General features: G+C 37.4%; 20 protein-coding genes and 1 tRNA gene. 9 read left to right on the forward strand and 12 right to left on the reverse strand.

Features of this window, described 5'->3' with window-relative positions; genetic code table 11:
• Nucleotides 1-77: 77 nt before the first annotated feature.
• On the forward strand, nt 78-494 hold the full coding sequence (locus DW173_RS21950) for a pyridoxamine 5'-phosphate oxidase family protein (RefSeq protein WP_120145232.1): 417 nt from the start codon (nt 78-80) through the stop codon (nt 492-494).
• Between the two features lie 134 nt (nt 495-628).
• On the opposite strand, the gene DW173_RS21955 is transcribed toward DW173_RS21950, so the two are convergent.
• Complete coding sequence (locus DW173_RS21955; RefSeq protein WP_004313343.1) at nt 629-904, reverse strand: putative quinol monooxygenase; 276 nt, start codon at nt 902-904, stop codon at nt 629-631.
• Between the two features lie 331 nt (nt 905-1235).
• Here DW173_RS21955 and DW173_RS21960 point away from each other — a divergent pair, with 331 nt between their 5' ends.
• The 4 genes from DW173_RS21960 to rsgA all read left to right on the forward strand — a co-directional run bounded on the left by DW173_RS21960 (nt 1236) and on the right by rsgA (nt 4878).
• Nucleotides 1236-2075, forward strand: coding sequence for an RteC domain-containing protein (locus tag DW173_RS21960; RefSeq protein WP_049702480.1), 840 nt, complete (start codon nt 1236-1238; stop codon nt 2073-2075).
• Between the two features lie 108 nt (nt 2076-2183).
• Entirely contained in the window at nt 2184-2786 is a 603-nt protein-coding gene (locus DW173_RS21965) for a DUF1062 domain-containing protein (protein WP_120145233.1), read from the forward strand.
• Nucleotides 2787-2870: 84 nt separating this feature from the next.
• Nucleotides 2871-3572: an SIMPL domain-containing protein gene (locus DW173_RS21970; protein WP_117684183.1), complete on the forward strand. Its 702-nt coding sequence runs from the start codon at nt 2871-2873 to the stop codon at nt 3570-3572.
• A 217-nt stretch (nt 3573-3789) separates the two neighbouring features.
• Nucleotides 3790-4878 (forward strand): ribosome small subunit-dependent GTPase A, encoded by a 1089-nt coding sequence (rsgA, locus tag DW173_RS21975; protein ID WP_015532927.1) that lies wholly within the window; start codon nt 3790-3792, stop codon nt 4876-4878.
• A 100-nt stretch (nt 4879-4978) separates the two neighbouring features.
• Here the strand turns inward: rsgA and DW173_RS21980 are convergent, their stop codons facing one another.
• The 4 genes from DW173_RS21980 to DW173_RS21995 form a co-directional block, all read right to left on the reverse strand.
• Nucleotides 4979-5551 (reverse strand): GrpB family protein, encoded by a 573-nt coding sequence (locus DW173_RS21980; RefSeq protein WP_120145234.1) that lies wholly within the window; start codon nt 5549-5551, stop codon nt 4979-4981.
• A gap of 179 nt (nt 5552-5730) precedes the next feature.
• Nucleotides 5731-6198, reverse strand: a complete 468-nt coding sequence (locus DW173_RS21985; RefSeq protein WP_008025599.1) for a macro domain-containing protein — start codon at nt 6196-6198, stop codon at nt 5731-5733.
• Nucleotides 6199-6304: 106 nt separating this feature from the next.
• Entirely contained in the window at nt 6305-6895 is a 591-nt protein-coding gene (locus DW173_RS21990; protein WP_008025597.1) for a hypothetical protein, read from the reverse strand.
• Nucleotides 6896-7004: 109 nt separating this feature from the next.
• The gene (locus DW173_RS21995; RefSeq protein ID WP_118195348.1) at nt 7005-7724 is read right to left on the reverse strand and encodes a WGR domain-containing protein; all 720 of its coding nucleotides are present in this window, start codon (nt 7722-7724) and stop codon (nt 7005-7007) included.
• Nucleotides 7725-8042: 318 nt separating this feature from the next.
• On the opposite strand from DW173_RS21995, the gene DW173_RS23870 reads away from it, so the two are divergent.
• The 3 genes from DW173_RS23870 to DW173_RS22010 all read left to right on the forward strand — a co-directional run bounded on the left by DW173_RS23870 (nt 8043) and on the right by DW173_RS22010 (nt 9610).
• Nucleotides 8043-8097: transfer RNA gene (locus tag DW173_RS23870), tRNA-OTHER, on the forward strand.
• Nucleotides 8098-8671: 574 nt separating this feature from the next.
• Entirely contained in the window at nt 8672-9058 is a 387-nt protein-coding gene (locus tag DW173_RS22005) for a hypothetical protein (protein WP_118195346.1), read from the forward strand.
• Nucleotides 9059-9064: 6 nt separating this feature from the next.
• On the forward strand, nt 9065-9610 hold the full coding sequence (locus DW173_RS22010; RefSeq protein WP_049702482.1) for a hypothetical protein: 546 nt from the start codon (nt 9065-9067) through the stop codon (nt 9608-9610).
• Here the strand turns inward: DW173_RS22010 and DW173_RS22015 are convergent.
• The 5 genes from DW173_RS22015 to DW173_RS22035 all read right to left on the reverse strand — a co-directional run bounded on the left by DW173_RS22015 (nt 9593) and on the right by DW173_RS22035 (nt 12109).
• Complete coding sequence (locus DW173_RS22015) at nt 9593-10081, reverse strand: hypothetical protein (protein ID WP_118195400.1); 489 nt, start codon at nt 10079-10081, stop codon at nt 9593-9595. The two genes, DW173_RS22010 and DW173_RS22015, sit on opposite strands and share 18 nt — an antisense overlap.
• Nucleotides 10082-10119: 38 nt before the next feature.
• The gene (lepB, locus tag DW173_RS22020) at nt 10120-10653 is read right to left on the reverse strand and encodes a signal peptidase I (protein ID WP_049703322.1); all 534 of its coding nucleotides are present in this window, start codon (nt 10651-10653) and stop codon (nt 10120-10122) included.
• A 10-nt stretch (nt 10654-10663) separates the two neighbouring features.
• The gene (locus tag DW173_RS22025) at nt 10664-11002 is read right to left on the reverse strand and encodes a hypothetical protein (protein ID WP_004313330.1); all 339 of its coding nucleotides are present in this window, start codon (nt 11000-11002) and stop codon (nt 10664-10666) included.
• Nucleotides 11003-11021: 19 nt separating this feature from the next.
• A complete protein-coding gene (locus DW173_RS22030; protein WP_227237032.1) occupies nt 11022-11462 on the reverse strand; it encodes a hypothetical protein in 441 nt (146 codons plus the stop codon).
• A 134-nt stretch (nt 11463-11596) separates the two neighbouring features.
• Nucleotides 11597-12109, reverse strand: coding sequence for a hypothetical protein (locus DW173_RS22035; RefSeq protein ID WP_118195344.1), 513 nt, complete (start codon nt 12107-12109; stop codon nt 11597-11599).
• Between the two features lie 177 nt (nt 12110-12286).
• Here DW173_RS22035 and DW173_RS22040 point away from each other — a divergent pair, with 177 nt between their 5' ends.
• Nucleotides 12287-12508: a hypothetical protein gene (locus DW173_RS22040; protein ID WP_008643522.1), complete on the forward strand. Its 222-nt coding sequence runs from the start codon at nt 12287-12289 to the stop codon at nt 12506-12508.
• Nucleotides 12509-12688: 180 nt separating this feature from the next.
• Here DW173_RS22040 and DW173_RS22045 read toward each other — a convergent pair whose 3' ends face one another.
• Both DW173_RS22045 and DW173_RS22050 read right to left on the reverse strand, forming a co-directional pair.
• A complete protein-coding gene (locus DW173_RS22045; RefSeq protein WP_120145235.1) occupies nt 12689-13093 on the reverse strand; it encodes a hypothetical protein in 405 nt (134 codons plus the stop codon).
• Between the two features lie 87 nt (nt 13094-13180).
• Entirely contained in the window at nt 13181-14077 is an 897-nt protein-coding gene (locus tag DW173_RS22050) for a WD40 repeat domain-containing protein (RefSeq protein ID WP_182427898.1), read from the reverse strand.
• Nucleotide 14078: the final 1 nt, after the last annotated feature.

Below are 14078 nucleotides of genomic sequence, written 5' to 3' on the forward strand. Positions count from 1 at the left end.
TTGACTTTCTTATTTACCGGGCGTAAAAAATCTGTTTTTTTATATACCTTTGCCTACAATATAAATCCAATAAGATTATGTCAACAAAAACAATGAAAGAGAAAGCAACCGAGTTGTTGCAGAGGTGTGAAGTGGTAGTGCTTGCTTCTGTAAATAAAGAGGGATATCCCCGTCCTGTGCCGATGAGTAAGATTGCAACAGACGGAATTTCTACTATTTGGATGTCTACCGGAGCGGACTCATTAAAGACTATTGACTTTCTGGCAAACCCGAAAGCCGGATTATGCTTTCAGGATAAGGGAGACAGCGTAGCCTTAACGGGAACGGTGGAAGTGGTAACCGACGAGAAGATGAAACAAGAACTTTGGCAGGACTGGTTTATCGAACATTTTCCTGAAGGTCCTACCGATCCGGGCTATGTGCTGCTGAAATTTGAATCGAATCACGCAACTTATTGGATTGAAGGGACATTTATTCATAAGAAGCTGGACTAATCACTTCATACAGTTCTATTCCCGTGAGATCTGGAAATAAGAAGAGAGAAACATTCTTTCCTTTCGAAGAAGAATGTCTCTCTCTTTTTTTGATGATAGTTGGATAGATAGTATATCTATTCTTCGTGTTTCATTTAGAATTCGAACTTTTCTAGTTTCATTTCAGCTAATTCCTGAATGATACCTACGTACTTGCTGAAATGAGAAGATTTCTCGTGAGCTGCCAATACTTCAGCATTCTGCCATGTTTCACAAATCATGAAAACGTCGTGACGGGTACTGCTTTCGAAAGTATCATAAGCAATGCATCCTTCTTCCTTCAAAGAACAAGCAGTCAGTTCTTTAGCTGCCTCAATCGCTTTTTCGCGGTTTGTCTCGCTTACGCGGACGAAAACATTTAATCTAATCATAGTCTTTATTATTAAATGATTAAAAATAGCTTTATCACATCTTTGGTAATAAATCGCAGGCAAAGATACTATTTTTGTGCTTTTTCGGATACCTTGTTCTTTAAATTTCACCAAAACGTCATATAATCATAAAAAACGATTATATTTGCCCTTGAAATCAAAAAGTAACTATTTTGGGCGCAACTCTTAAATTTGTTCTGGCTTAATATTAGCCTCACGAACCACAGGCTAATTTCTTTCGTTTGAGTAATTCCACTCGAACCGGTTTTTCATTTTGTTATTTTTATTATTTACTGCATGGTTTCTCGAAACGTATGCGATATGAAAACGAATGGAAAATTTCGTAAGAAATAGTAAGCAGAACATAGAAAAAGAGATTGAAAGAATTGAGCGACAGCCGATTGCCCCACTAGATAAGATTAAGCAGATTATTGATGTCATACAGATGTCTCTTATTCTGTTGAAATCCGCCGTTGCCGAATACCAATTCCCGAATCCGAAAGAAGAAATTCTTTTCTTTAAGACCTGGAAACCACAGATTTCCGGGCTGTTGATGTTTTATGTCCGCTTGTATCAGATTGAAAAGAAGCGTATCGGCGAATCTCCGTCTTCCCAATGCAAATATCTGAAGTCGGAACTGGAGAACCTGAAAAAATACTTCCTGAATAATTCCTTCTATGATTATTACCGTACCGGCAGGACGGAACTCGACGAACAATATTTTGTCAGAAGAAACTATGATATTCTTGCAGACACCCGTTTCGGGTTGCTGGACAGGGATTCTTCTTTCACTACCCTGCATGATTCAAGTGTGGCTGAAATCATAGCCAACAATCGTTTAGCGGAATACCTGTCTGCTCAAATAGAGATATTATCAGAGGAACTTCATTTGAAATTCACTTCAATGGTAGAAAACCGGCTATTGCAGTGGACGGACAGCAAGGTCGCTTTGGTTGAGTTTATCTATGCCCTGTATGCGGGCAAATGCTTCAACAATGGAAATACCAGTTTAAAAGACATAGCCTTCTGCTGCGAGACTCTTTTCAATATTGAGATTGGAGACTTTTATCGCATATTCCTGGAAATCAGAAACCGGAAGAAGAGTCGGACGCAGTTTCTTGATAAGTTGAAAGATAAAATTATAAAGATGATGGATGAGCTGGACAAATAAATTTCATGTCGTCTTGTGACATCTTGTGAATTATACAAATGGCTAATATCCAACTTTGCGGAGAAAAAGATTTGATTCACAAAGAAAGATAATAGCTTTTGTATAATTATGGAAACAACATTTACATGGGAGATAAAGGTGAAGAATACTCCTTTATTGATTAAAAAATGCAGCCACTGTGAGAGTGACCGCTTTTATTGCAGTGATAAGTTCAGAATGAATGCACAGAAAAAGAACATTGATGTCTGGCTGATTTACAGGTGCGTGAAGTGCGATAACACTTGTAATATGACTTTGCTGTCACGTACCAAACCGGACTTGATTAATAAAAAACTGTTTCATAGCTTTTCTATGAATGATAGAGAAGTGGCCTGGCAGTATGCTTTTTCAGCCGGAATGGCAAGTAAGAACAAGCTTCAAATAGACTACGATAGCGTTGAATATGAGGTGATAAGTAATATCTCCTTCGAAGATATTATGAATATGAACAACGCGATAATAAGTATTCGGATCGAATGTGATTTTGAATTGAACCTGAAATTATTATCATTGATAAAAAGGTGTTTTTCTCTTTCCACTACCCGGTTGAAGCATTTGTTTGAAGAAGGAAATATTTCTTTGCTTTCCGGTAAGACGTCTCCAAAGTGTAAGGTAAAGAATGGAGATATAATTTTGATAGATCGAAAAAGCTTGATTGATATTTTGGGATAAGATCGATTTTACAGTTTTTTTTAATAGCTTTGTGATATAATCATTCGGATGCTGTAAATGAGGTTGTATTATAAAATCAAAGATATGAAAAAGGTATTTTTATTAGCTTTTGTTTTGTTTGCATGGAGTATGGTTGTCAATGCTCAAGAAAGTGATGGGAAATATATTGAAGTGACTGGTTCTTCGGAGATTGAAGTCGTTCCGGATGAAATACATTTTCTGATTCAGATTAAGGAGTATTGGCAGGAAGAGTACACAGGTAAATCTAATAAAGAAGAAGATTTTCGGACAAAAGTGCCATTGGCTATGATTGAAAAGGATTTGCGTCGGAGTTTGCGCAAAATCGGAATAGCGGATGATGCTATCCGTACACAGGAAATAGGGGATTATTGGCGCCAGAGAGGAAAGGAATTTCTGATAGGTAAGCAATTGGATATCCGGTTGACCGATTTTGAGCAGATCAATTCCATTATCCGTTCTGTCAACACATGGGGAATTGAGTCCATGCGCATCGGAGAATTGAAGCATAAGGATTTGCCAATGTATCGGAAGCAAGGTAAGATTGAAGCATTGAAAGCTGCCCGTGAAAAAGCATCTTACTTGGTGGAAGCGATGGGGCAGGAATTGGGTGAAGTGATCCGTATTATAGAACCTGTTGATAATAATATAAGCCGTTATCTTCCTTTTCAGGCACAGAGCAATGTCAGCATGGGGACGGCTGCTACCGAACAGTACCGTGTCATCAAGTTGAGATATGAAATGACTGCCCGTTTTGCCATCAAATAAAAAATGCCTATCTTTGTGGCATGACTAAAAATAATAAATCGGATTTGGTTTGATAAACAATCTGTGTTTCTGACACAGGTTGTCCTTTCGTTTGCTCTCGGATGATTCCATTCGAGGGTGTTTTCTATATTTTTATAAATTCAATTTTTAACTTGCGTACAATGGTGTGAAAAGCATTGTTATGCTTTTCAACGTGTGCGCTCTATATATTAAGATCATGAATAACGAAAATCAAACAATTCACAAATCCGACGATAACCTAACTATTTATGGTTGGAATGAGAAACTCAATCAGCTAAAACAAGAATCAATATATAGTACCCTTGCTCATGGGCGTGTCTCTATTGTACATCGTACTTGCTACGAGGTAATTTCCGGAAACGGATTGTTTCAGTGTGAACTCACGGGAAATATGATGTATGGAAAATCGGATGATGAATTACCTTGTACAGGTGATTGGGTCATTTTTCAACCGTTCGATGAACATAAAGGGATTATAGTTGATAGGCTGCCTCGTGAGCGGACATTGTATCGCAAGAAAAGTGGCACGGTTGCTGATAAGCAGGCCATTGCCTCTTATGTCGATAAGGCATTTATTGTGCAGAGCCTTGACGATAATTTCAATGTTCGCAGGGTAGAACGCTTTATGGTTCAGATAATGGAGGAAAATATCAGCTCTGTATTGGTTCTTAATAAAGCCGATTTAGATTTTGACAGACAGAGTGTTGAGGAACAAATAAAACATATCTCCAGTCAGATACCCGTATTTTTCACGAGTATTCATCAGCTCGAAACAATTGTCCGGTTACGGAAGTCCATATCGGAAGGCGAAACGGTTGTGTTTGTCGGTTCTTCGGGTGTCGGGAAAAGCTCTTTGGTGAATGCTCTTTGTGAAAAGCCGGTATTGCTCACATCTGATATAAGCCTGTCCACAGGAAAAGGCCGTCATACTTCGACCCGTCGTGAAATGGTATTGATGGACAGTTCGGGTGTTTTAATCGACACTCCGGGCGTCCGTGAATTTGGCTTGGCCATTGACAATCCCGATTCTCTTGCCGAAGTGTTGGAAATCTCCGATTATGCTGAATTGTGTCGCTTTAAAGATTGCAAACATATCAACGAACCCGGATGTGCTGTTTTAGAAGCAGTTAACAGTGGTGTATTAGATTATAAAGTTTATGCGAGCTATCTGAAACTTCGTCGGGAAGCGTGGCATTTCTCCGCTTCCGAACATGAGAAACGTAAAAAGGAGAAATCCTTTACCAAACTTGTGGAAGAAGTGAAGAACCGCAAGGCAAATCGTTGATCTCTATTGAAACGATGCAGGTATCTCCAGATGCCTGCATCGTTTTATACTAGCTTAAGCTTATATCTATTTGGGATTTATATTTAGAAGAGCTTTTTTATTACTTATTGTCGTATCTGCCTGTAAAAAGCAGTTTCCCTTTCTGTGTATATTGTTCTACGAAATCACCTTTGTGGGAAGTGTACATATTTCTGTCATGTTCATATTGTTTCCATAAATCAAGTTTAAGCCGTTCATATTCTTTCGCAATAGCTGTATTTGTTTGAAGATAATCTCTGAAATACAATTCATCATTATCTCCCTCATAACATAAGTGTAGATGAAATACCCGTTCGGCAAATCCTTGTAATGTATAACCTTTATTGAAATCAATGCGACTGTCGTTCTCTGCCATGCAGATATAGCCGCATCTTTCAATTGTACCTTTCAAATCGACGACTTTTTCTTCTCTTGGGATTTCCACAAGTATATCTATGGTAGGCTTTGCCCAAATTCCTTTAATTGCTGTGCTACCTATATGGCTAATACGTTCAATACAGGGAAGTCTCTCTTTCAGCAACTCCACTTCTTCCTTATACCAATCTGCCCAATAGTCTTGGTGTGCAGTCAGGGTTATGGGGAATAATTGCCAAAGCTCGTCTAATGATAATTCAGTTAATTTCTTTTGTTCCATATCATGTGGCAATTGTTATTAATAATAAGTGACATAGCTATATAGATAAATTACAGTCAAAAATCAATTAATTCTTTTATTTCCTATTTCATTATCAACATTCTTTTTTGTATTAATGTTTTATGCTGATAATGGTTTGCAGCTTGCCGCCGTTAGGCAGGACAGGTGTATGTTGTAAGCTAAATTTCGTATTCAATCTTGTAATCTTCATATACATTGAATACCGTTTCACAATCTGATAAAATACTTTCAAGCAAAGGTTTGACCTCACTATTCCAATCTAACTTACCCAGCCCTGCACCTATTTTCGGTAGCGACACGGTTTTGATACCTCTGCTTTCGCACACTTTTTTCAAGCGTTTCAAACCTTTATTCAGATATGTGAGTTCCGCATGATACATATCGGGTTGTGTAGCGATGTAGATTATACCCGGAGAGAAACCTTTGATTTCTCCTATAAACACATTGCCAGCCTGGAACTTAGTGTTTCGTGTGTACTTCTTAAAGAGTTTTTGGATTTCAGGGAATTGACTTGACAGCTTAAAGGCAAGCCCAGTTCCTAATCCTTCTTGTGAGCCAACAGCTACACCTTGTGCTATGTACTCATCTTTACTCTGTAATATATCTCCCGAAATGTATTTTATCATATTGTTTCCGTTTTTCTATTGCTTATAATGGTTAGAAAGGAGCATCGTCAGATGCTATCTTTCGTTGTTAGCAACCTATTTGAAATAATTAATCAATTTATCGTTATTAGGAATATTCCCAGTATGCCACAAATGGATTTGTGACTTTATTACCTTCAATTTTTCCATAAACATATATACAGCCAGCCATGAAAACAGAAATATCTTTTATGCAAATTTCGTTGATTTGAAAAATGAAGCTATTTCCATCTTTAACCACTTTACCATCATTATCTAATCCCCATTGAATAGGCATTACATTACCCCCAAATTTGATTGCACAATTTTTTTCAGGCATATCTTTTTCTGTACTCATTTCGTATATTGAATAAATTTCATCTATTTCGGGGTGTTTATATCTATCACTTTTGCTTTGACTACTTAATTCATGTTCAACCAACAACAATTTACAATCGGGATATGTGTTATATTCCAATGCAACATCAAATTCCGGAGTGAAAATAGATATTTGCTTGTTGGGATTTAAAGGGTTTTGAAATGTTAGATAAAAATAGAGATTATCTTTGTCCGATAAATACTTATCATCAAAACAAGCTGGAGCATTTCCACCAACCCAACCAAAGCAGTCTTTTTGGTATTCACCAATGCCGTAGTATATTGCATTTTCTCTTGTTTTAAGTATTCTTTCTATATCCATAATAACGATAATGATTTGATTGTTGCTAATGCGTTAATAACCACACCTCATAGTGTAGTTCCTAATCTCTATTATTCTCATATATTTACTACCTATTAGTTTCATATTATCAGTCCTTATCAATAGGAAATGAAAGTAAGTCATCAATCATTCTGCTTTGAATCTCGGTCACCCCATTTCCCCAAAGTAAAGCTAATCTTTTGATAGCTTTAACTCCCTGTTCTTGTAATTTGGGTGAGAGACGCCCAGTGATTTTTATTTGTCCAAAGGCAGTAGCGTAAGTCACCATGTCGCTTTGTGTCATATCCATTTCTTTCTTTGAAGCTAGTTTTTTAACCACTTCGGGGTCAAGACTTTCAACAGGAATATATTCCATGCCCCAGTCGTGTTCTATTAGATACTTGGGAAAATCAAGAAAGTTGAGTTTGGGATTTTTTCTGATCGTTTCTTCAAGAGAATCTAACGTATCACTTCCCTCATCGCTACCAAAAGGTGCTTCTTCGTCTACGCAATCATAATAGAGTTCTTCCGTGAAGTGTTCGGTAAATCGGGGATGGGAAGTTTTGGGATGCAATCCGTATTCTTCGGAATCGATATAGATTTTGTTCATAAAGTCAAATCCGGTATCTTCCACATATCCTTTTTTCTCTTTTGAGCGAATAAGTTTTTCAGCTTGTTTCAGACATTCTTCTTCCGTTTCAAATTCCTTGATTTCAAACTTGCCGATACTGCCGGACTTGCCGTAATTTACGGAGAAATCATAGCCGCTATAATCAATGCACCAGAATTTGTGAGATTTCTCGTCTTTATAGATAAATGCTCTTTTCATAAATATTGTGTGTTTATTGTTGGCAGGGAGATTAATGCGTTAATGTCTCTACTATACACAAAAGTAGGAAAACTGTTGAGTTATTACCTATATGTCTTCGTATTTCTTCTGTATTTTTACAAAATAAGTCTTGTTTATTCATTTTTTACTGTTTTTTCGAGAAAACAGCAAAAAAGTTTGAGTTACGCAAAAAGGTTGCGCACTACTACGCCTATCTTTGTCGAAGAAATAAGAAAACAGGTCAAGTACGGGTTACTTCAACACACTCTTTAAGGTAGAACATTACCAGTACGATTATCTGTTTTCCTGTTTCGTAAAGGGGCAGTAGATCAGTGGGTAGAGACGGTCGTCGGTTCGACTCCGGCCTGCTCCACAAAAAACAAATATAGAGGTAGGACAGTAGCTTCGGGATTATCTGAAATGAGGTCAATCGGGGCTTACTTCTTAACGGTGGCTATCGCTGGTTCGAATCCGGCCTGTTCTACCTCTTTTTATCAACTTAAGGTCAAGGAAGACTTACTTCAACACTGCAGGAATGCTCCATTGATTCACAGTCTTCCGATTACCTTACTTAAAACACAATGTATGAAAAAAGATTAGTTGAAAGTACCTATCAGTCTAATTGTAGATCTCTATTGAAACGATACAGGTATCTCCGGATGTTTGCTTTGCAGATTGAAATGCTGTTTGTTATTGTTATCAATATCGTATATCCGCGTGTTTATTATCTTTTCTTGATTTAAATTTGCCTTTTTCCTGTCATATCCGTAACTTTGTAAACTAAAGAATCCGATATGAATCAGGAGTTATTAGTAACAAAGCCGATACAATTCTATTCTCCGTAGATGCGCTTTCGGTGGTAAGAATTAGGATAGCCGGGAAACGAATTGTCAGGCTATTGAGAAAGAATGTACGATTAAGAATACAAACTAAAAATAGTGGCATAAATGATAACTTCCTGTATAGCAATAATATTCGGTTTTCGCTTTTTCGGCAGAGGATTGCATGAAATCTCCGGGGAAGAAATGGCGATTATTGCATTTTTCATGTTGTTTCTGTTTGTTCCGTGCCTGTGGCTTGTCAGGTATTTAAAAGATGACGAAATAGATTCAAACAGACAGGATAAGCTGGTGGAGATACATATTGCCCTGACCATCGTTCTGACTGTTGCGGGTGGTGTCTTTTCCCGGATGTCCGTACTTGTCAATAAGTGGATAGACGAACAACCGTTCATTGTTGCAGCTTACATAGCGTTGGCACTTAGTATTTTTGGTGTCGTTATCGGCAAAGCTATTGATTTTTGGGTATATTATTTGAAGAAAAGAATATTCTAAAACAGTATGATAGAGTACATGAATATTCCGGTTTTGGTTTGTGTCTCCCTGTTAGGGGTGGGGGCTTTTGTTATGATAGTAGGCTCGCTATTGAAAAAGCAGTGGGCTACGGATGGGAAAAAGACTTCGTTATCCATTTACCTTTTATATCTTTTCGCAATGTCAGGTTCCGGCTGGACATGGTATAATAGCATACATAAAGCCCGTGCGTTGGCAGAAGGCAATCGATACACTTTAGCCACTTATGAAAAAGTGTCGGGTGTCATTAAAGGGGGACATAAGGTACGCCAGTTCGGTTTTTATGTGGATGGGGTGAAATATAATACTACAACGACATATCCCAAATTTTTGGGTGTCAGCAATCCATTGCGTATCATAGTGAGGTATGCCGTCAGCAACCCTGAATACAATAAGGCTTTGGGGGACGAGTTTGTCCCCACATGGGTACTGTCCCCACCGGAAAGAGGTTGGAAACAATACCCGCCTGCTATTCATTGGGAAGGTGCTGTGCTGGATTCTGTTTATATGCAATCATTACAGGGTAATAATTAATCCGATGACGGTAAGTGCCGTATATACGCAGTTGATATAAAATGCAGCCATCAACAGCCGGGGAATATATCCAGACTTCTTGAATAAGGATGCAGACTGAATGATGAACAAAGCAGTAAAAAGAGCAATGCTAAAACCGACCTGACTTATCAGCAACCATTGCGGATATTCCGTAATGACAGCCGCAGACCATGCTTGGAGCAAGGGAGTTATATTTTGCAGAAATACGTGAGCCGCAAAATATCCTAGAGAAGAAATTGCTTCTTTCTTCTGTCGTAGAAGCGCATTGATAGCATAAGCGCCTATTCCGGCTTGTCCCAGCAGTATGGATAACTGGAAAAAGTCGAAAATCCAATAGATGGGATTGCTGGTAGTGCCATCGTTGGCAAAATAATCATAGAAACAGAGTGAGGATACGCAACTTGTTGCGACCAATCCTACACAGATAAATGAAATAATTCTTTTATTCATTGTATTCAGCATAATAAATCGGAACTAAAGCCCTGTACTTACTTTCTTTTTACACCTTTCCCGATAATTGAATCCGCAGCTACGCATCCTTGCGAACGGCTGTCAATCGAGCCGCCCCTGTAATCCCCCGCAACGAAGTAGCTGCCCGCCGGGACGACAACCGCAGTCGTGGTAGCCGTTGCCGAATCTATGGGTACAACGCTTTTACATATGTTCACCTTCATGCCATTGGGCAGACTTTCGCAATACTCTTCACATTCATCTTCTTCATAGAAAAGTTTCCGTATGAATACCCATTCACACTTTTTGCCGTTCACGATACATTGCTGATCCTGAAAGCGGACAGTATCGCCCGGTAGTCCGACAATTCGTTTAAATGCCCTTTCCTGAAAGCCGGGAATGTATGAATGATATGCGATTACGTCCCCATAAGTCAGAGAATCCACCGGAATAAGATTTACTATTTCACCCACTTGATAGTTCGGGTACATTCCGGCACTGGTCAATTCAACTTTTGGGTTACATGCCGCCAATATCAATAGCATGACAAGCAAATACAATAACTTTTTCATAAGATTGATTTCATTCATCCAGAAAATCATCATTACTTAGATAATACTCAATAGCCTTTATACAATCTTTGTATAATGTTTTGGGATTCAATTTATATTGAAAGCTCAATATATCCTTAAATGTTTCAACATCGACCAACGAACTCATGCCCAAATCGTATGCTTGTTTGGGGACTTCACCATCTTCTGTTTCCACATATCCATCCTCTTCTTCCGATTCAATGACTAAATATTTGCCATTCTCCAAGTTCTCTGTTTCAATAACACTTTTTGAGCAATAGATATAAGCGTCACATGGTATTGCTTTATAAGCATTGATTAAATCTCCGATAGTTCCAAATTCTTTCATATATACTAATATTAATACATTATTTTTTTTCTTTCAGATACTTTTCCAATGCAATATACACTTCTTTCCGATAACTGACAAAAATAGTTTTATCTGTTTGGGACGAATTTTTCTTTTTCCCGTCATAGTGCGGAATATTGGATAAAAACAGGCTATACGAGAAAATCATGTTCTCCTCTATTTTACGGGAAGGTTTGAATGACTTGGCAGGTATGTAAGAATAAATACCCTCTTTACAACGGTAGGGCTTATACATTTGCACAACTCCCCACGAGTTTATCTCATCCACCTGGATGCTTCTTTTCCCGAACAGGCTTCGTGCTTCTATTCTATCTTCGCAAAGCAAAATCTTACTGGGTAGTGCCCAACAGATTAACAGGATAGACAAAGATATGGGCAACAGGAAAATAAAGAGGACTTTATTCTCACTTAAATTGGCTACACATAAAAAGTAGATCATAAATGCACAGAATATACTACATATGACAACTCCTGCCCAAACAAACTTATTTGTAGGGTAAATCCAGAATATCTTTTTCCCGGAATCCTTATCTCTCATTTTATCATTATTCTTTTATATTCTCCTTATACCCTCTAAGGCACTATATCGTAAATGGTCTGATCGTTATTCTTGAAAATGGTTTGTTCAATCAATTTTCCAACATGAACGATGCTGTCAATATCCGCATTGACTTTCAGGCTTAGAACCGGAGCAAATTTCACATGATCGTAATCTATGGGCGTGTTGTTATAGGTCGTTTCGATAATTGGGTAATTATGCTCTTTGGCAAACTGCTTCAATGTATCCAGATAGGGAAGTTGGTCTTTGCTCATGGCTTCAAAATCAATGTAGAACTTTCCGTTATCCTGCATGAAATAGATACAATCCACACCATTGGCACAGATACCCGTAAAATCATATTCCGTTCGTCCTGCCTTTACGTTTTTCAGCACGCCCGGCAACTTATCCATTGTAATCTGTGCGGCTACCGGAATATAAGGATTTATACTCTCACTCTGCGTAGCTCGCTTGTTTCCATATCCACATCCCAGTAAACTCAGAATAGAGGCAAGTATTCCCATCGTTATTATTTTAAAGTGTTTCATATTCAAATTACTTTTATGATTTCATCTATTTCATTGAAGTAGACTGCAAATATACGTTATGTGCTTCAATCCTATACTCTGATTTTTATCATATATATTCTGATAACGTCTGGTGGCTAATCGACCATCAGGGCGATTCATCCGCTTGTTTTCTGTATTATTTTATTTCTAAACAATATGTATGACGCCAATAAACAAAGTAAAAATGGTATTGTAGTATCATACAAGCACATTGTTCCAGAAAATAAAATTATCAAAATAGGAATAAGAAAAAATGATAGGAAACTATACAGTATGCTGTTTCTAACTCTTGCAAAGCAGTTCAAGAACAAAGTGATTGCTCCGGTAGATAATGCCAAAATTCCCAAAATTGACCAAGCCAATGCCATACCTCTATAAGAAACATCCATATCTGGTACAGGTTTTATATTTTGAGTCCTTAGCCAAAGAATACCCGTGGTACACAATAGACTAATACATAATATTCCAAACCATATTTTCAATAAGAGTTTGATTATATAGTATTTCTGTTTCATTTTTCGTTTATTTATTATCAAGTTAATGTCCGGTGGCAGCATTTTAATTCAAGCTATCTTTCATCATTATTCGTAGTTGTTTTTGTGTAGGTAATGTTTTCCATCCTTTATCTGGTGCTTTTAGAGTAAACCAAGATGGTACGCTGTCTAATATAAGATGTCGGTCGGGGGCTTGGGCTAAGAATGTTACAAAGTAACGGGTTCCGATTGGAGTGTTTTTACTCTCGGCAAATGATATAAAAAAACTTCCTTTATATAAAGTCTTATTATATACAAATTCATATTTTGCACTTTGCCCTCTATAAGCAGAACTGTATTTAACAAGAGTTACTATAGAATATATGCCATCCTTTCTTACATTGTTGTTTCTAATTGTTGAGACAGCATACAATAGAATAAATACTACAATAGGGATTATAAATTTAAAAATCTTGGTTTGATTAATCATATTTGTTGCTATTCTATAATACTTTCATTTTTTTACTCTGTTGGTAATGTTATGCGGCTTGCCGCCGTTAGGTGGCACAGGTGCTTGTTAGCTGCACTTTTCCAATTTATAAATAAGCCCTTTTATTGTACTTGCAATTAATATTTCTTTATCATCAGGAGAGAAGGAAATATTACCATAGCCGATATTCGATAATTCAGCCAATATTTCCATATTAGGGAACGTACAAAGTTTTAGATTATTATCTTGATATAAGGCAATCATCTTGTTGTTATGCGAAAGTTGTATATCCAAACAGCCTTGTTGGTGTTTAATCGGCAGTTCTATATTCAAGGGCAAAATGCGAAAAGCAAGATTGCCCTCTTCTGTAAAGTATAACACTTGCTCTAAATGTTCACTATACAGAAAATTTGCATCGTCCAAATCACAGAATGTTTGTTCAAATGTTCTGTTGTCCATATCAAACCAAAGATAGAAGTACCTATTCTTTTCACTTGTCCCTTCGTTCGGTCTGCGAAACCCATCAATGAAGTATAATTGGCGTGAAGGGATATAACGTATTTGGTTATACACTTCTCTCATATCTTCACGAAATCTTGTTTCCTTTCCGTTTTCAATATCATAAACCGATATATAGCCGTATGGAAAATCATACCCCAAATTAATGATATACTTATTATCATGTGAAATACAAGCGTCACCATCACCATTTGAACTGCCTACTTTCGGTTTGAGTTTGCAACGGATTGACATAGTTGCCAAATCATACACAACAAGTTTACGATCATTATCTTTTGCCAAGAGCAAGTTGCTGTCATTTGAAAAGAAAACAGAAGCATTGCCTACTTCTTTGAATTGTGCTAAATGCTTATATGTTTCATTTTCAAAGATGTTTATCTGACTACTGTTAACTTGTGCAATCAAATGTTTATCGTTCGACATCTTTAGAAAATATGACTTCTTAAAAGTTTGTATCAGTTCCATA

The organism is Bacteroides sp. AM16-13 (assembly GCF_003602705.1).
Lineage (GTDB): Bacteria > Bacteroidota > Bacteroidia > Bacteroidales > Bacteroidaceae > Bacteroides > Bacteroides xylanisolvens.